The organism is Candidatus Eremiobacterota bacterium (assembly GCA_031082125.1).
In the GTDB taxonomy this organism is placed as follows: domain Bacteria; phylum Vulcanimicrobiota; class CADAWZ01; order CADAWZ01; family Ess09-12; genus Ess09-12.
On record JAVHLM010000011.1, the window covers coordinates 42,419 to 60,041 of the forward strand.

The 17,623-nt window shown below is 57.7% G+C and carries 12 protein-coding genes; 3 read left to right on the forward strand and 9 right to left on the reverse strand.

The window, feature by feature from the left end:
* The first annotated feature begins 324 nt into the window (after nt 1–324).
* Nucleotides 325–2,730 (forward strand): HNH endonuclease signature motif containing protein, encoded by a 2,406-nt coding sequence (locus tag RDV48_13855; GenBank protein MDQ7823879.1) that lies wholly within the window; start codon nt 325–327, stop codon nt 2,728–2,730.
* Between the two features lie 217 nt (nt 2,731–2,947).
* Here the strand turns inward: RDV48_13855 and RDV48_13860 are convergent, their stop codons facing one another.
* The gene (locus tag RDV48_13860) at nt 2,948–5,683 is read right to left on the reverse strand and encodes a hypothetical protein (GenBank protein MDQ7823880.1); all 2,736 of its coding nucleotides are present in this window, start codon (nt 5,681–5,683) and stop codon (nt 2,948–2,950) included.
* A gap of 188 nt (nt 5,684–5,871) precedes the next feature.
* On the opposite strand from RDV48_13860, the gene RDV48_13865 reads away from it, so the two are divergent.
* Nucleotides 5,872–6,423: a hypothetical protein gene (locus RDV48_13865; protein MDQ7823881.1), complete on the forward strand. Its 552-nt coding sequence runs from the start codon at nt 5,872–5,874 to the stop codon at nt 6,421–6,423.
* Here the strand turns inward: RDV48_13865 and RDV48_13870 are convergent.
* Nucleotides 6,399–8,939, reverse strand: a complete 2,541-nt coding sequence (locus tag RDV48_13870; protein MDQ7823882.1) for a response regulator — start codon at nt 8,937–8,939, stop codon at nt 6,399–6,401. The two genes, RDV48_13865 and RDV48_13870, sit on opposite strands and share 25 nt — an antisense overlap.
* A complete protein-coding gene (locus tag RDV48_13875; GenBank protein MDQ7823883.1) occupies nt 8,917–10,452 on the reverse strand; it encodes a HAMP domain-containing sensor histidine kinase in 1,536 nt (511 codons plus the stop codon). Before RDV48_13875 ends, RDV48_13870 begins: the two co-directional genes overlap by 23 nt.
* Nucleotides 10,453–10,636: 184 nt before the next feature.
* Between RDV48_13875 and RDV48_13880 the strand changes: the two genes are divergently transcribed.
* Complete coding sequence (locus RDV48_13880; protein MDQ7823884.1) at nt 10,637–11,176, forward strand: hypothetical protein; 540 nt, start codon at nt 10,637–10,639, stop codon at nt 11,174–11,176.
* 12 nt (nt 11,177–11,188) lie between these two features.
* On the opposite strand, the gene RDV48_13885 is transcribed toward RDV48_13880, so the two are convergent.
* From RDV48_13885 to RDV48_13910, 6 genes are all read right to left on the reverse strand, one after another.
* The gene (locus tag RDV48_13885; protein ID MDQ7823885.1) at nt 11,189–13,054 is read right to left on the reverse strand and encodes a tetratricopeptide repeat protein; all 1,866 of its coding nucleotides are present in this window, start codon (nt 13,052–13,054) and stop codon (nt 11,189–11,191) included.
* Between the two features lie 4 nt (nt 13,055–13,058).
* Complete coding sequence (locus tag RDV48_13890; protein ID MDQ7823886.1) at nt 13,059–14,372, reverse strand: TROVE domain-containing protein; 1,314 nt, start codon at nt 14,370–14,372, stop codon at nt 13,059–13,061.
* 267 nt (nt 14,373–14,639) lie between these two features.
* Nucleotides 14,640–15,683: a M15 family metallopeptidase gene (locus tag RDV48_13895; protein ID MDQ7823887.1), complete on the reverse strand. Its 1,044-nt coding sequence runs from the start codon at nt 15,681–15,683 to the stop codon at nt 14,640–14,642.
* A 55-nt stretch (nt 15,684–15,738) separates the two neighbouring features.
* Nucleotides 15,739–16,395 (reverse strand): hypothetical protein, encoded by a 657-nt coding sequence (locus tag RDV48_13900; protein MDQ7823888.1) that lies wholly within the window; start codon nt 16,393–16,395, stop codon nt 15,739–15,741.
* A gap of 90 nt (nt 16,396–16,485) precedes the next feature.
* A complete protein-coding gene (locus RDV48_13905; GenBank protein ID MDQ7823889.1) occupies nt 16,486–16,965 on the reverse strand; it encodes a cytoplasmic protein in 480 nt (159 codons plus the stop codon).
* Nucleotides 16,958–17,536, reverse strand: a complete 579-nt coding sequence (locus tag RDV48_13910) for a hypothetical protein (GenBank protein ID MDQ7823890.1) — start codon at nt 17,534–17,536, stop codon at nt 16,958–16,960. Before RDV48_13910 ends, RDV48_13905 begins: the two co-directional genes overlap by 8 nt.
* Nucleotides 17,537–17,623: the final 87 nt, after the last annotated feature.

Here is a 17,623-nt window from a genome sequence, read left to right on the forward strand (position 1 = left end):
TTAGTCTAGACACTATGAATATTGGAGTACCCCCGATCATAATAAATGTTTTTCCTCCCCCCCATTCCCTCCGCTCTTCTTTGTCCTTCTGCAGAGTGCCTTTTTTCTTCGCTGGAGAGGCTTTTAGAGGCTCTGAATGAAAAAATCGCAAAACAAGCCTTCCCGTTCCTCCATGACCCATGTGGTGATGACTCCAAAACCCAATGTACATGGGACATTCCGCAGATAGCTTTTTTGACTTACACTCCAATATAGGGTATAATAAAATAAAGGATACGCATGTAACCCCATGGCATATAAACCACTGATGAAAGGAGGATTATCGTGAATATCCCAGCCGGCGCTCACCTCAAGGAGGCTCCTCACCGGGAGGAAGCTTACCGCGAGTATCCCGGCTACGAGGCCGTGATGGCGGGCGGCCAGATCTTCCAGGCTGGCAATGGTGAGCCCCTGGTGACCTACGGCGCCGACGAGGTGCTCTCGCGCTCTGACAGCCGGCATATATTCCGCGATCTCACCGGGGAGGTCCTGGACTGGAACCTCTGGTGCCTCTCTTCTGCCGGCAACAGGCTCGACCTTCTCATAGGGGAGGCTCTTCATTCCCTTAACGGGAGGCTCGATAAGCTCGGCTACGTCCGTATCGGCGATTTTGTGCGCGAGGAGCTTGGGATCTCTTCCAGGAGCGGCTGTGAGCTGATGAGGAACGCCAAGGAGCTTCAGAAGCTCCCCCTCATCAAGGAAGCCCTTGAGAGCGGGAGGCTCCGCAAGAGCGCGCTGCGATATCTTTTCCAGGTCGTCACTCCTGAGACCGAGGCGGAGTGGCTTTCAAAAGCCATGCAGTCCACCATAAGAGATCTAGAAGAGGAGGTGAAGCGTTTTAAAGCCGGTGCCGGGGAGGCCGGCATCAACACATTCGGGGCCAAAGATGATGACGAAGAGGATACAGGGAGCCTCGCGGTAAGCGTGCGGGTTCCTTTTTCCGTTGGCGCGAAATGGGATCGGGCCATCGAGGTCTTCCGCAGGTGTGAGGAGGCGGAGCTCCCTTCGGAGTCGTTCGTGGAGGCCCTTCTTGCGGAGTTCGCCGCTTCGGCGCCGCTCGGGGGTATCGAGGCGCAGGGCTCTGAGGCGCCTGGAGCATCAGGCCGGGGCCTGATTGCAGGGAGCTTGGAGACTCCGAGAGCTGTCGGGGCTCCTGAATCTGCGGGAGCTTCGCTCTGCCATCAGCAGGGGAAAGGCTCCCAGGGCATTGAGGCCTCCCATGGCGCCTGCGCAACTCGCGGCGATGGGGCACACTCTCAGAGTGGCCTTGATGCTTCCGGCACAAGGGAGACAGGCGCCGATCCCTCCTTCGGGGAGAAGGCTCTTCTCCTTGGCGCCCTTGCAGGAGCCATCGGCTCCCTCGATGACGAGGCCTCCTTCGGCGAGCGGGAAAAAGAGCTGGCCAGGCAGGTCCACAAGGACCTCGAGGAAGTCTCTCATCTCTGGGAGTTCCTGCCCTGGAAGCCCGTCACGGTGGAGCTTCCCCAGGAGTTCCAGGCTCCAGGGACCCACAGACCCGATGCCGATACCGCCGTCACTCCCGATGGATCCCTGGTGCATCCTCCCGCAGATCCCTTCGAGACGGTCGCCCGCCTCCGGAAGATGGCGGCCCTTCGCCACTCCCTCTCCTTCTATCAGGGGAGGCTCCTGCGGACTCTCAACAATTTCGGACTCTATAAAGATATGCTCTTTCTGAGCCTGGGGCATTATACCAGGGAGCGCCTCGGGATGTCCCGCAGCACCTCGTATTCCCTCATCAAAATGGAAAGGAGCTATTTAGAGTATCCTGATATGCTTGACCTCGTGCAGGAGGGGAAGCTCACCCCCGAGCAGGCGCGCCTGCTCTCAAAAGTCTTCATTGAGGGGACCCGCGTCCAGGGGGCGTGGCTCTCCTACGCCCGGGAGGTTCCTGTCGCCACCCTCATCCAGGCTGTTGAGGGTTTCCTTCGTTTTGCGAAGAGGGCGGTCCACAAAAAGTGGGACATCGCTCCCGAGGCTTTCGAGGTGGCCGTCACGGGGAGGTCTGTCAAGAGGGCAGCCCAGGCATGTTCAAATACCCAGGAATCCAGTGGGGATATGGGTTTGGATGCTTCAGTCCAGATGTGTACACACGAGCCGGGGACCCCCTCCCGCCAGGATGGGCTCACCCCTGTCATCTGGAAGGTCACCTGTGGCGGTGCCCACCCTGAGCTTCCCGAGATACTCTCCATTCTCGCTGGAGAGACACCGAAAGAAGGGACCTTCGGATCAAATCCCTCAGACCGGGGCGCCCTTATCCGCTTCTTCCTGAAACGGGACCTCATCCCCCTCTGGAACCACGCGGTGCGGCTCTGGGCCGCCGGCAGGCCAGAAACGGCCGTCGATGACAGCCAGGAGCTTGCCCTCTTCATCGAGGCCCTCCTTGACACCTTCCTCGCCGCCTGGGACCACGCCGAGAAGAGGGACCTCCACAGCCGCGTGATCGCCCGGGATCACTACCAGTGCCAGGTCCCCGGCTGCCGGTGCCGGCGCAATCTCCATGCCCACCATATCAGGTACCGCTCCCACGGCGGCCCCACTACCGAGGGCAATCTCACCACCCTCTGCATGGCTCACCACCTCAGGTGCCTCCACGAGGGCCACCTTATCATCAGGGGCACGGCACCTCACTGCCTCACCTTCATTTTTCTCCGCCGCACACGAAGCATTTAGTGGCTGAGGCCCCGGAGAAGGCGAGCAGCTGAGAATATGCCAGGAGGCCGGGGGAAATTCTCCTCTTCAGCAGGCGTTTGAGTTTGTCCCTGCAGGTGTAACCAAGCACAGACAAACTCTGCCTGCCGGGAGAATTCCCCTGGCCTCCCTCTGCACCACAAAGCTTTTTCATGAAGAACCTCTTTGGTGGAATCCTGAGCAGCCTGCGGTGCCGCTTCTACCGGGCGGCGTCGAGCATCGCGAAGAAGTCGCTGAACTCGGCATCATTCCGGATATCATCAATGGTGGGCTCGAGATATGGCTCGTTGAACTCTTCGAGATAGGCCTCTTCAAAGCCCTGGTCAGCCAGGTGCTTCACCGCGCCGATGAACTCCTCACCGGTGAGGCCGTCAAAAGCCCCTTCCTCAATGGTATCTTCAGGGCTCCGGTATTCCTGCTCCTCATAACATGAAGGCTCACCGTAGAAAGAGCTGGTGAAGCGTGCATAGGGCAGATTTTTTGAGAGGAGCTTCTGGTAGAACACAAAGATATAAAACCAGCGGGTGATCTGCGAGGAGTGGCTGAAGCCCGCCGGAAGATCCTCTTCAGATTCATCCACGAGGGGCTCGTACCTTCTCTCAGGCGTCACAAGGGCGACCTGTGCAGGGAAAAGCGACTGGGGGAGCAAGGATGGCTGCTGAGAAAGAAGCTTTTCGCGAAGGCTTCCCTTCACTTCTTTCCTGCGGGAGGAAGGGCCTGGCTCATCTTCTCCGCCTTCATCGCCCTCTTCCCGCTCCAGGGCATATGCCCCCTGCCTGTCCCTGCCCTCCCACCGGGCGGTGCCGCGGGGTGCCTCACGGGGAAGGGCGACAGGTTCACTTTTCTCCCGGGCAGAAGCAGATATAAGGGCGCCGGATTCTTCAGCAGCCAGCCCGGCAGGCCCTGCATCATCAGTTTCGGCAGGCTCCTGCTGACGAGGGTGGTCTGCAGTGGCAGGAAGGGTATCTTCAGACCGGAAAGGCTCTGCCGGTGTCTCAGCGGCAGGCCCGGGGATTTCATCGGCCTCCTCCGTGCCTTCGTCGGACTCCCCACCGCCCTCATCTTCCTGATCCTCATGCTCTTCCTCCCTGCCCTGTCCCGAGCTTCCCTCCTTATCGCCGTCTATTTCCTCAAGGGCATCCTCGTCCTCATTCTCGGGTTTGGGACCTTCATCGTCAGTCATCATCCCACCCTGGGGCGGCAGGGCTTCGTAACCTTGTTTCTCAGCTTTCCTGAGGAGCGCCGCAAGAACAGCAAACTGGGACGGAGGCTCCATGAACGCGAGGAGCATGCCGCCCTGCCCGCTGCTGCTCTGGCTTGCGATGAAGCTTTTGAGCTCTGCAAGAAACTTTTCAACGCTCCCCGAGGCGTCAATGAGGCCGGAAATAAAGGCCCTCTGGGTCGCAGAGGCTGCTCCCTGGAGATAGCCGGCAATCAGCTTGGTCACAAGGGCCTGCACGACATTTCTCGGAAGCGTGGAGAAGGCCTCCTGGAGCCTTGCCTCCAGCTTCTGGAAAATGCTCTTGTCAGCGCCTTCGGCTTTCAGGAGAGCTGATGACAGTCTTTTCAGCTCAGTTTCAAGGTTCTCACGGCGCTCCTGGCGGTTCTCCACACGTTCCTGCCGGTTCTCCACGCGCTCCTCGCGGCGCTCCTGAAAACGCTCCCGAAGGCTTTCCGGCTTCTCCTCGCGCCGATCCTGCATGCGCTCCTGAAAGCGTTCCCGAAGGCTCTCCGGCCTGTCCTCGCGCCGATCCTGCACGCGCTCCTCCCGGCGCTCCCGGAGGCTCTCGGGCTTCTCCTCACGACGATCCTGCACGCGCTCCTCCCGGCGCTCACGAAGGCTCTCGGGCTTCTCTTCGCGCCGATCCTGCATGCGCTCCTGGAGACGCTCCCGAAGGCTCTCGGGCTTCTCCTCACGCCGATCCTGGCGGTTCTCCATACGCTCCTCTCGGCGGTCCTGAAAGCGCTCACGGAGGCTCTCGGGCTTCTCTTCGCGCCGATCCTGCACGCGCTCCTGGAGGCGCTCACGGAGGCGCTCACGAAGGCTCTCAGGCTTCTCATCGCGCCGATCCTGCACGCGCTCCTGGAGACGCTCCCGAAGGCTCTCGGGCTTCTCCTCACGACGATCCTGGCGGTTCTCCATACGCTCCTCGCGGCGCTCCTGAAAGCGCTCACGAAGGCTCTCGGGCTTCTCCTCGCGCCGATCCTGCACGCGCTCCTGGAGACGCTCACGAAGGCTCTCAGGCTTCTCCTCACGCCGATCCTGCACGCGCTCCTGGAGACGCTCACGAAGGCTCTCAGGCCTGTCATCACGCCGATCCTGGCGGTTCTCAACGCGCTCCTGGAGGCGCTCACGGAGGCTCTCAGGCTTCTCCTCGCGGCGGTCCTGAAAGCGCTCACGGAGGCTCTCAGGCCTGTCCTCGCGCCGATCCTGCACGCGCTCCTGGAGGCGCTCACGAAGGCTCTCCGGCTTCTCCTCGCGCCGATCCTGCACACGCTCCTGGAGGCGCTCCCGAAGGCTCTCCGGCTTCTCCTCGCGCCGATCCTGCACGCGCTCCTGGAGACGCTCCCGAAGGCTCTCCGGCTTCTCATCGCGCCGATCCTGCACGCGCTCCTCCCGGCGCTCCTCCCGGGCTTCCTGGCGCTCCTCCCGGGCTTCCTGGAGCTCCTCCCGGGCTTCCTGGCGGCTCTCCGCCCGCTCCCGGCGGCTCTCAGAAGCTACTTCCTGGAAAATATCGCGAAGGCGTGACTCGGTGTTCTGCCTCCTGAAGTCAAATTTTCCCTCAGGGCCTTCTGCGTCCTCATAATCGCCGGAAAGCCGCTCCTCCCGGGCCTCCTCAGCATCCCTCTTCTCGCGGAGGCGCTCAAGGGCGTCGTCAACGTCCAGGCGCTCCCTGAAGGGGAAGCCATCTCTAAAAAACCGGTGAATATCCATGCCCTGCACCGCCGTCTCAGCTTTCTGCCATGACTCTTATCTCATATTATAGCAGAAGATAAGCCTCCGGGGGAACGGTTAACAGAAAGATAACATCTGTAAGAATCCTGTAAGGAGGCTGTAAGAATCCTGTGAGCCTTATTTAGTAATATAGTCATGGGAGCACGAATGGATAAGAGGTGAGAGTTATGGTGAACACCACTGAAGAGAGCGGACTTTCAGGTGCGGAAGGATGCGACGGGGGCCACATGTCAGATGAAGCGGCAGCAGAGGGAGCGCGGAGACAGCCCCGCAGGACCCGCAGGTCCATAAACGCCGAGGAGCTTATCGACATTATCAACATCAGCTCCGAGTCATGGGAGACCCTTGATCCCGGCGATGTGGAGCCCGAGAAGTTCGACCGCCTCAGGAATTATTATGTTGATGTGGCAGTCTACAACAGGAAGCTCGAGCTTGTCAAGCAGGGATACTACGATGTCTTCGAGGAGCCCGACCTGAGGGTCTTCAATGACCGCCTCACCCTCAGCCTGAAAAGCCAGTTGAATCTCAGGGAGCTTATGGTACCGCAGGAGCCGGCCCCGTGCCCTCCGGAAGAAGCATTGGAAGCGGCCCCGTGCCCTTCAGAAGAGGCATCGCAAGAGGCCCCGCCAGAAGCCCCGGGGAGCGCCGGCCTGCTTGAGAGTATCATCGGCATCTTTTTCCCCGGCAAGCCATCTCAGGTGGCGCCATCGATAAGCTGATAATAGATCTTCATCACTTCGGGATCGGGGGGGATTCCCAGCTCCTTCTCGATCTTCCTCGAGTATTCATGGTACTTTTTCGCTGCGGCATCACGCCTCCCGGCCCTGCAGGAGGCCTTGAGGTAGGAGACGAGGCCCTGGCCGCTGAATTGATCGGTTTCCAGCATCAGGCGGGCATATTTCAGGGCTCCTTCATCATTTCCCCTCTCAAGGTGATATTCCGAGATTTTCGCAAGGGCGGAAAGATAGTGCTCCTGGAGCTCCTCCCTCCTGGTGAGGCACCAGTCCTCGTAAATGCCTTCAAGGAGCGCTCCGGAATAGAGGTTCTGGGCTTTCTGGCAGGCTATCACGGCTTTTTTCCTGTTCCCTGAAGCTTCATACCCCGCCGCTTCGGCGATGCAGCCTTCGAACTCCTCGACATCAAGCCAGTAGTGGGCATCGGTGTTGAACCTGATCAGCTCCCCGGATTTCACCACATACTCCTGAATGTCCATGTCATGGTAATGCTTCCTGAAAACGTTCCTGATACGCGTAAGGGTCGTGAGGAGATTCTGCTTGGCCTTGTCGGGAGGGCTCTCCTGCCAGAAGAGATCCATGAGCCTGTCTTCCGTCACGGGCTTCCCCCCGGCGAGGACAAGGTATATGAAAAGAAGCCTGGCATATTTCGTCTGCCAGAGGGCTTCATCGACGGGCCTCCCGTCAAGAAAGAGCGCAAAGTGCCCAAGGCACTGGATTTTCAGAAGCGGCTTCTCCAGGCTGCTTATCGTGGAGAAGGCCTCAGATGCCTTTTTTCTCACGCCGCCGTCCTGGGAGTCCAGCAGAAGAGAGAGTCCCTCCTTGCCTCTCTTGCCGCCAAGCTCCTGAAGGAATGAGATGATATATTCCTGCGCGGCAGGGCTCCCCTCGGCAAAGGCTCTTATGGTCTCCAGAGGATAATGCCTTATGAGAAGCCCCACGATCCTCCCTGTCTGCTCCCCTTCGATATTCCACTCTACTGCCGAAACGACGAGAGGGAGAAACTCAAGGCCCTCGTCGATGAGGAGCGTGCCTGCCCCCGCCGAATAGACCTGCGACAGGGTGTCCTCCAGGGCCGATCTGAAGCCCCCGTCAGGCATCTTCCTGAGAAGGAGGAGCTGTTCCAGCATGACCCGTGAGAGCTCGAGCTCATCACCCCACTTCTCAAAGATCTCTCTTGCTTTCCCGAGGGCAAGACCGGCCTCGCCGCTCTTGCCGAGGCGGCTCCAGATAGTCCCCAGGATCATGAAGGCATGGGCCGTGAGCAGGTGCTCACCTATTTTTTTTGCCGACTTCAGGGCTTCCTGGGCGCTTTCAAGGGCGCCCTGAAGATTTCCGCCGTGGGTGAGGATCCTTGCCCTGAGGAGCTCTGCCTCCACCATCAGATGAATCCGCCCCGGGGCTGAGCTCCCGGAGAGCTCAAAAAGCTTTGCAAGCGCCGAACCGGCAAGCACAAAATCCCCTGAGCGTGAGTAATGCTGGGCAAGCATGAGGATGTTCCTGAGGCTCTTCTCCTCTGCATCGCCGGCGCCGGTGCTCTCCTTCTCTTCCCCGACTGCCCTCTTGAAGGCATCGACCACCGAAGGATCATACCGTGTGCCTGACTCCTTCACGATTATCTCAAGGGCATCGCCGGCGCTCTTCTTTTCACGGTGGGGCCTCGGTGACACAAGGCTTATGTATGCCTCTGCCACGGCAAGAATCCTGGATTCCAGCGGTATCTCCTCTCCCTCTATGCCTTCAGGGTACCCTGAGCCGTCGAACCTCTCATGGAGATGGTAAATCATGGGAAGAAGGGGCCTCAGCCCCTCGACATCCTTCAGCATGGTCCTTGCGATGTGGGGTGTCTCCTTTATCATTGCCTGTTCGGACTCCTCGAGATAATCCGCTTTCTCGAGGACTGCCTCCTTGATGCCGAACATCCCTACGTCGTGGAGAATTGCCGCGATCCTGAGCAGGTCGAGCTTTTCCTGGGGGAATCCCATCTCGCGGCCTATTTTCATAGCCATGGCTGCCACGTCCTTGGCATGATCATGAAAATGAGCGTGGTCTTTCTCTACTGCAAGGATGAGATTCTCCAGCAGCTCGTGGTAATGTCGCTGCAGCTCCGCCACGGACTCCCCCTTTCCAACTGAGGTCCCGCAGCGCTCGAGAGAGCGCCTGATGGAGTCAATGAACTCTTCCATCTGGAATGGCTTCTTCAGGTAGTCATCAGCCCCGAGCTTTATCGCCTCTATGGGTGCCGAATCCGAGGCGAAGCCTGTCACCACTATGGCCCTGCTCCTCGAGTCCCGGGCCCTTATCTCTTTAAGGGTCTGGAGGCCGTCCATGCCGGGCATTCTCACGTCGGAGATGACAAGATCGAAGCTCTCGCCCTTCACCAGCTCCAGGGCTTCCGCGCCGCTTGCTGCAGTCCTCACATGGAAATCCTGCTTTTTCAGCACCCTCTCGATGGTGGCGAGAAAAAGCTCATCATCGTCAATTACCAGAATCCTTTTCATACCAAGCATCCTCTCCGCTCGCATGCGCCACCGGCAGGAGCACCATAAACTCGGAGCCACAGTCTTCTTTTGACTTCACCGTGATTTTTCCTTTCATCTTTTCCACGATAGTCCTCGCAAGCCACAAGCCCAGCCCGGTGCCCTTGCCCACATCCTTTGTGGTAAAGAAGGGGTCAAAGACTCTTTCCATGAGCGACGGGCTCATCCCTGTGCCGTTGTCAGCGACACAGAGAGAGACATTCATTCCCTGCCGCTCAATGACCACCGTCACCTTCCCGCCGGGAGTGCCCTTTGATGCTATGGCATCCCTGGCATTGAGCACCAGGTTCTCCAGCACCGAGACGATCTCATCATAAGTTCCCGAAACAGGAGGCGCCTCACCCACCCTTCTTTCCAGCTCCACGCCGGCTTCATCAAGGAGCGGCTTCACCTCGGCAAGAGCCTGGTCAAGGGCGGAAGCCAGTGAGAATGAGGTGACCTTCAGATCTTCCCTCCGGGCATAGAGAAGAAGGGTCTCCGTGATATTTTTGCAGCGCAGGGCACCTTTGCGGATCATCTCAAGTGACTGCTTCACATCGGGATCATCAGTGAACGAGAGGGCAAATTCCGCGTTGGTGAGGACAGTGCCAAGGGGCGTATTCAGCTCATGGGCAACGCCTGCCGAGAGCTTTCCTATGGAGGCAAGCTTTTCCGCCTGGAGAAGCTGTCCATGGGTCTTCTTCATGAGGGCTCCATAATGCTGTGCCTTTGCCAGAAGCGCGGTTTTCTCGGCGGTGAGCCTTTTCAGCTCCCCGTTGAGACGCCTCAGCTCCTCGTTTTCAATGCCCTTCCCCATCCCGAATGAATAGACATAGAGGGTGCCTGCGAGAGGGATAAGAAGGAGCAGCACCACGGGAGGGCCCAGGGAGGTATAGACCAGCACGGTGAGCACCGAAAGGGGAAAAAGGGAAAAATCAAGCAGGTAAGGGAGAAGATCATGCCTGTGAAGCGGTGCCTTTTTCTCTTCCCTCGCCTTGCTGAAGGACCTGACAAGGAACAAATCGCTTGCCACGTACCAGAGAAAAAAGCCGGCAGCCGGCAGAAGAAGGGCCGGAGTGAGCCTCCCGAAGGCGAGCGCCCCCCCGGCGCCGCAATATATCATCAGTGCAGGGATAAACCTTATGGCATCGCCGGAGGCATTCAGCACGACAGTCCAGAGTCGTTCCTTTTTGCCCAGGTCCGCGATGATGCCCCCCAGCAGGAGAGGCACAACGGCCTCCGGGCCAAAGAGCAGAAGCGACGCCGATATCAGCACATATCCCACATTCAGTGATATCATCCCCGCGAGAGGGATATCACCCAGCTTGATTCCCAGAAAGAGAGCCGTAAGAACGGCAATGACCTGCCATCCGCTCCCGGAAGGGAACTGCCTGCTGAAGATAAGAAGCATTGCGCAGAGGGCGCACCCAAGCAGGGCGCAGGATATGATGAAAATCCTGAGAGAGCGCGGAAGCGTTCTGAAATCTCTTTTCACGGGACTCGAGGATTCCTCTTGACTGTGCACCATCACCTCCAGCGCACATGAGATTTCAAGAAAGGAACTTGCTGATCCTCTCCAGAATTCATGGACCATCACATGGCCATGGAGCAGCCATAGCTCCCTTTGCTCATCATGTAACTGGCAGAGCCATTTAATAACAGGATGGAGAGTATGCTCTATGAAGTGCGATTACTGTCAGACGGAACATCAGGAAAAAGACCTGGGAAAGCACAAGGACCAGAGGGTATGCTTCAAGTGCGCCACAGACAGGGGCATTCCCGCCGATTTTGAGGATTTTCTCGCCGAGACGCCCCTCAGTGAAGAGCCCAAGCCTGGAAAAGCAGTCACCACTGTTCAGAAGGACCCTGGAAATGTGACCGTCACTTTCCTGATAAGCGCCCTTCTCGCTGCGGCCTGCGGATATTTCTGGCTCCACCAGTTCACTACCACAGGCATAAAGCTCAACTACCTCTTCATTGTGCAGGGAGTCCTGAGCGGCGTGCTGGTGAGGCTGCTGCAGAAAGGAAGGGGGAGCAATTACCAGAATATCGTCTCCATCATGGTGATGCTCTCGTTCCTCTTCCCTTACATGAAGCTCATGCAGCTCAATCCTGACTTTGATATAATGCAATGCCTCAAGGATTTCGGATGGCTCATACCGGGTGTTTTTATCCCCTATTTCATGCTCGCTGATTTCAGGCCGAAGAAAAAGGAGTAGCCGGGAGCCTCACTACCACAGCACCTCGAAAACATCGGAAGAGTCCGCCCCGAGAGGATGGACTCTTCCCTTCAGCAGGGCGCCTTCATTTTCCCTGCAGGTGGACTCACCGATGAGTATCTGGCCGGGCAGGGCCTCGCTGCAGAGCTGAAAGGCTCTCGACACGGTCTTCCCGACAACGGTGTAGTCCTTTCTCTGGTATGACCCTATATTTCCCACGATGGCGTCGCCCGTGTAAATTCCAATACCCATTGCAATCGGGGCTTCATTCTTCTTGGCCCTGATCCTGTTATACTTCTTGAGGGCTTCCATCATGCCTATTGCAGCTTCAAGTGCCCGCTCGGAATCGTTCCCGTAAGTGACGGGGGCGCCAAAGTACGCCAGGATGGCGTCACCGATGAATTTGTCAATTGTCCCCCTGGAGCGGTGAATCACCTCCACCATGAGGGCGAAGTAATCATTCAGCATGGCGACAATCTCCTCGGGCTCCCTTTCCTGTGAGAACTCGGTATAGCCTCTTATGTCAGAGACAAGGACCGTCACTTTCTGCCTGGTGCCCCCGAGGGCCGATTTCTCAGCACCGGTGAGAATATCGTCCATGACCTGCCTGCCCACGTATCTTCTCAGCTTCACGCGGATCCACTCATGCTCGGCCACCTGCCTGATAAGCTCTTCAAACCTCGCAATCATCCATGGCGCTCTCAGCAGCTCCGCCTTGTCCAGGGCCTTCTCGAGGATCTCAAGGGCCCTCAGCTTGTCACCCCGCTCCAGCAGCATCGTGCCGGCCTGCATCTCCATGCCGATAAGGTCAAAAGGCATGTCCAGCTTCTGGAGAAGCGAAAGGGCCTTTTCATAACACTTATCCGCTTCCTCCCACTCTCTCCTCCGCCAGTGGAACAGGCCGCGAATCCCATGGGCCTCTGCAAGAAGGCGCTCATTCCCAAGCTCCAGGGCGCTCTTCTCCACTTCATCGAGAGTCCGCTCCACGCCCTCCTCTTCGCCAAGGAGGACCATGCCATGGGCAAGATCCTTGCGGTTAATCATTACCCATACCCTGTTTCCAAGCATTTCCGCAATTTTCAGGCTCTCCCTCACCAGATCGCCTGCGCTGCCTGCATCGCCGGAGTGGAGGTACGTCCTTCCCATGTTATTGCACATCACCATCTGCCCGAAGGCATCTTTCTGCTTTCTGCAGAATTCCAGGTCCCTGGCGAAATACTCAAAGGCTTTCTGATGATCGGCCATCATCAGATGGGCTCTTCCAAGATTTCCCCACGTGATGGCAAGACCCAGCCGGTCACCGGCCTTTTCCTTGAGCGCCATGGACTCCTCAAAATTGCTCACTGCCTCGGCGAGATCGCCCATGTCAAAATAAAGCTGGCCCCTTGAGTCATAGACTCGCGAGGCCTCTTCAAGAAGGCCGAGATCGAGGGATATCTCAAGGGACGCTCTGAAGTCATCGAGAGCCTTTGCTTTTTCCCGGAGCCTGTAGTGAAAAATGCCGCGGTAATGGTGAAAGAGGGCCCTGCCTTCTGCCTGGTGGGGCCCCTGGATCACTGCTGCGGCCTCATCAAATAACCGGCGCGCTTCTTCATAAGCGCCGCCCTTGATGGCAATGAGGGCGAGCTCCAGGAGCGGGAATATCTCTCCGCCTCTCAAGAGCGGTTTTTCCCGCTGCAATGCCTGGAGGAAATACTGGCGGGCCGCCTCCCCCTCCCCCCCGAGGCTCTTGATCCTCCCAAGGAAAAAGAGAAGGGAGCCTCCTGTGGATGGGCTTCCCTTCTCCTCAAGAAAAAAAGCATATGCCTCAGGGAGCTTTCCTTCCCTGACGAGCGCAAAACCCCGCTCGAAAAGACCCTGGGTGAGATAACTCTTCATACCGCTAAACAGCTTTATTGAACTTCTCTATCTCGCCGATATACTTGAGAACGGCCTCGGACCAGCCGTCTATGTGGAGCCATGCCCCGTACCCCACGCCGTTCTTGTAGGAGGCCACATTTATCATGTAGCCGCGTGTCGCGGGATCGTGCACTTTGTCATGGGCCTGCTCGTCGGTGATGACCACAAGCCTGTCAAAGCGGCAGCTTTTGTTGCAGTGATCTATGGCGGCCCCGAGCATGGTGCTGCCGTGAGGCTGCGAGCTGATTATGGCGTCTCTCAGGGCAAAGCCATGGCGGGCAGGGATCTGAATGGTCTTGTCGGTGAAGGAGAATATCTCCACATCCTCGCAGAGCTCCCTTGCAAGCACCGCCAGGCCGCATGCGGCATCCATCCTCGTCATGTCGGACTTCCCTGAGAGGCCCGCATCCATTGAGCCTGAGATATCGACAAGGAGCACCGTCTTTCCGCCCATTTTCTCAGCACCCTTGAGGCATTTCATCATTGCCTCCTCCAGGTAAGGCTCCCACTGGGGGGCATGCCGGGCTGCAGAGATGAATCTGAAGGGCAGGATCCTCTCGGTGTGCATGGACTTGATTGATTCTATCACAAGCTTTTCATCGACAGAGGCCTGCTTCATGTTTCTCAGGTTCCTGAGCAGGGCAAGGGCTCCCAGCTTTTTCTCCTTCATGAGCCTCTCCCATGTCTCTTTCTTGTCCTTCCCCGCCGAGAGAGATACCTCCCAGGTATCGGGAGGCGCAAGAGTGCCTTCGGCAAGCTTCTTCCAGATCTCCCCCTGCTCCTCGCTCGAAGGCGAAGGATGGACCAAGAACATCACGTCCCTGAGCTTCACTGCCCCCTCGCGGTCATATTTTGCGAGCTGGTAGGCATCGAAGCTGGTGAAGGCCTTCGCGAGGCCCTTCTTCACCTGCCCCGAGAGAGGCTGCTTCCCCTCCTTCCAATAAATGGCAAGAAACTCTGCCAGCTCGTCGGCTCTCTGGATAACCCGCGGAAGGGTATCGGATACGAATTTCTTGTGGGGAGCTGAGCGTGCCATCTCTCTCACGATGAGAAGGGGCATATGCCGGAGCTTCATCTGCTCACGTGCTTCGATGGCCAGCAGCGCCACCTTGCCCGGCTCCACCTTAGGGATCAGGTCGGCTATGCGCTTCGCGATTTCAACGCCATCCTCGTAAAACTGGTCCTCCCAGAGAAGGCAGGCCAGCACGGACCGGCGCAGCTGAAGCTCCGGGCTTATCGACCGCGCGGGAGCGCCTTCGTGAGTCCTCTCCTGTACCTTTTTGTTGAGTTTCGCCATTTCATAGCCCTCCTTTCAGGCAGTCCCTCTTTCCCGAAAATGAAAACCGCCGAGGAACAAGCGGCAAGAGTACGGCTGGCTCCTTGCGGGGCCAGTTGTGGTTTCAAAGCCACTCGAAAATGGTTGAAGTAACTCTTACCTACACCATCGGCGGTCTGTCACTGCGTAGTGTCGGGGAACAGGCGGACAGGGCATTTGTCGTGGGTAACGAAGTATCCCTGTCCTTCACCACCGACATCATGATTCTAGCAGAAGGGAGATCACCTGTCAATTCCCCGGGATCTTTTTGGCCCTCAGGTCTTCAAAGGGGATATTCATTATGGGATACCTGTCGCTGTCACGGTAATTGAAGTGCCACCACTCGTAAGGATAGACGGTAAAGCCTTCCTGCCCCATCAGGAAGCGGAGCACTTCTCTGTTCCACCGTGAAAGGGAGGTCCCCCCCTGGTATCCCGGGGAGGAGCGCTCCCCGAACTCGTCGTAAAAGCCGCCCATGTCGAGGGCTTTTCCCGTTTTCAGGTCATAGAGCGTCACGTCGGCGGCGACTCCCCTGTTGTGAACCGAGCCGGTCTTAGGGTCGGCTACAAATTTCTTCTGGCTGTCAGGAGTGCCGTCCCAGAACATCCTGGTCACGTACCACGGGCGGTACGCGTCGAATATGACGAGGCCAAGGCCATGAGCCTTGAGCTTTTTTGAGACCCTTGCGAGGGCTTCCGCAGCGGGGCGCTGAAGATATGCTTTCGCGCAGCTGTAAAAGGGCGCCCCCATGAAATTGTTGGCGGTGGCATAGCGGATATCAAGCTGCACCGAGGGATCAAGGGTTATCATCTCCACGAGGTCGGGCGCAAGGAACTGCCCCTCTTCAGCGGGCGGTTTCGCCTTGAGAGCCTCTTCGCGGAGATCCTTTACTGGCTTTGACGGGTTTATTCTGCCCGTATGCGGGACTCTCTGAAAATACCTGCCCCCGGCCTTGCAGACCGTCACCGCCCCTGTCTTGCTGGAGAGGAACTCCAGCTTCCATGTGCCGAGAGCATTATCCTGGGGAAGGCTCCACGAGGCAGCGCCCATGGGCCTGAGGGGGATGTATTTTTTGTGATAAAGGAGATAAAGGGCGTTGTTCCTCTCCAGAACCGTGATGGACTCGCCACCCAGCTCATAATCTCCTATTACCGAGAGCATGGAACCTGATGCTGCCGGGGGCTTTCTCGCAAAGAGCTCCTCCTCGGTAGACACCATCTGGGCTGAGAGATATCCGGGGAGTCCCAGCGCCAGAATAAAGATGATCGTGATGACCAGCGCCAATCTTTTCATGATGGTAACTCCTTCCCTGAGAAAGCCTTCCTGGGAGCGGGCCTGCAGCCCTTCTCTATTTTATCCCGAGCAGCTCCTTGAGCCTTGCCATGTGATTCTTGAGAGGAGACTCTTCATCGTAGCTTCCTGAGTGCTTGTCCTTCCCTTCCAGGAACTCTTTGACAAGCTTCAGGTCATCGGCAGTGATCCCCCTGAACCTTGAGGGCTCCTTTTCGCCGCCGTAGCGCACCACGAGCACGAGCTCCGGCTCTTTCACCTTCGGGCTGCATTTTCTGCAGAATTCCGATTCATCAATGGAGATGAAGCTGCCGGGCATCTCTTTTACAAGCCGCCTGCACTCAGCAAGGCCTGAATTGATAAAACCGGAAGGGCTCTTCCAGTTCCTGGACTGGGAGACGTAGAGGGTCCGCATCCCGCATGAGGGGCAGAGGTATTCGGCTCTCTCAGGAGGAAAGGCCACTTTATAGCATTCGGCGCCCATCTTGAGAGCAGAGGGAGGGGCACTATTCGCAAGCTTTTCAAGCCTCAGCCTGGCTTCATCCCTCGTAAGCGCGGCTGATACCGGGGGAACGGCACGGGACTCTGCCGCTTTCACCTCGACGAGGGAAAAGCTTCCACGGGAGGCTCCATGGGGTGCCCTGCTCATTCCATGAGGCCAAAAGAGAAGAACAAGAAAGAAAACCACCGCGAGACCGGTAAAGAGATAGGCCATCTGATCCTCCTCCCTTGTGATGATAAACCTTCTGCCCGGGCGGCAGAAATCCCTTCGTTCCTGCCCCCCCCCCGAGCCATTGAAAGATCTTCAGAACGTGATGATAGCAAAGCCCCTTTCCCTGAAAGCCTCCATTGAAGGATGGCCCGCCATATCGGAGAGGAGGGAAATCCCGCGGGCTTCCGCTTCCTTGAGGGTGCCCGCCTTTGCCGCGCAGGCCCTGCACAGGCCTGCAATGATGCCGGCAGCCTCGGCTTTGAGAAAATGCCCCCCGAGGGGCGAGCTTTCATCGAGAAGCTGGGGAACAAGGCCGCATGCCGCGCCCTCTATCACTACTGCAACAGTGAGGCCCTTCTGGTGCATATCAAGAGCGTTAAGGAGCACATGCATGAAGCACATGCTCTCTCCATTGAAAGCGAATAAGGCAATTCCTCCCCCCCTGCTCTCCTCCTCACAGGCCCTGTCGGCTGATGTCCTGTAATAGGAGCCCCTCGCATAGTCGTCAACAATCCTCCTGCGCTCCTCTTCAAAATCCCCGGTACGGGGCACTGCATTGTCGCGGTCACCCATCCTGCGGCTCCTTTCTGAAGGCCTCGCCTGAGCGGTCCCGGACCAGCAGAAACACAAGGAAAAGGAGGTCCGCCGTGATCCCCAGGAGGCCAGTTATCCTCATGGCATCGGCAATCTGGACACTTTTGTTCAGGAGATGGAGCTGCCCGAAGAGGTAGTTCCAGTCATGCTCACCGCCGCCGAAAAGAGGGAGGATCATGAACCGGGCATCGCGCATGTAAACGCTTACGCCGAAAAACTGGGAGAAAAACCAGAAAGCCGCCGCTCCCCCTGCAAAGTGATCCTTCCTGGCAAGGAAAAAGTAAAGGGAAAAGGCCAGGGGCAGGCCGAACTGCACAATAGTGCCGCCCAGGGCGCCCCAGAAGTCTCCGAATATGGCAAAGATGAAATGGCCCGCTTCATGAAAGGGAAGGATGGCATATTCAAGGGGGCCAAAGGGGAAGGTGTAGTCCAGGGCTCCACGGGGTTCAGTCTTGGTATAGTAAGTAAAGGAGAGGATAACCAGGATGATGAACACGGCCAGGTGAAACCACCACCGCACGCGCAGCTCAATCTTCTTCGCCTCATCCATTGCCTGCCCTCCTGCCGCCCTTTACCCGGTATTGTGAATATACTCGAGCATGGCCTTCATGCGGAGTTCAATGTTCTCCGCTTTGTT

Bases quoted from the DNA above. Each gene is read 5' to 3' on its own strand.
- RDV48_13880 (MDQ7823884.1), top strand. From the start codon at position 10,637: ATGAAGTGCGATTACTGTCAGACGGAACATCAGGAAAAAGACCTGGGA.
- RDV48_13895 (MDQ7823887.1), bottom strand. From the start codon at position 15,683: ATGAAAAGATTGGCGCTGGTCATCACGATCATCTTTATTCTGGCGCTG.
- RDV48_13910 (MDQ7823890.1), bottom strand. From the start codon at position 17,536: ATGGATGAGGCGAAGAAGATTGAGCTGCGCGTGCGGTGGTGGTTTCAC.
- RDV48_13865 (MDQ7823881.1), top strand. From the start codon at position 5,872: ATGGTGAACACCACTGAAGAGAGCGGACTTTCAGGTGCGGAAGGATGC.
- RDV48_13885 (MDQ7823885.1), bottom strand. From the start codon at position 13,054: ATGAAGAGTTATCTCACCCAGGGTCTTTTCGAGCGGGGTTTTGCGCTC.
- RDV48_13900 (MDQ7823888.1), bottom strand. From the start codon at position 16,395: ATGGCCTATCTCTTTACCGGTCTCGCGGTGGTTTTCTTTCTTGTTCTT.
- RDV48_13860 (MDQ7823880.1), bottom strand. From the start codon at position 5,683: ATGGATATTCACCGGTTTTTTAGAGATGGCTTCCCCTTCAGGGAGCGC.
- RDV48_13870 (MDQ7823882.1), bottom strand. From the start codon at position 8,939: ATGAAAAGGATTCTGGTAATTGACGATGATGAGCTTTTTCTCGCCACC.
- RDV48_13905 (MDQ7823889.1), bottom strand. From the start codon at position 16,965: ATGGGTGACCGCGACAATGCAGTGCCCCGTACCGGGGATTTTGAAGAG.
- RDV48_13890 (MDQ7823886.1), bottom strand. From the start codon at position 14,372: ATGGCGAAACTCAACAAAAAGGTACAGGAGAGGACTCACGAAGGCGCT.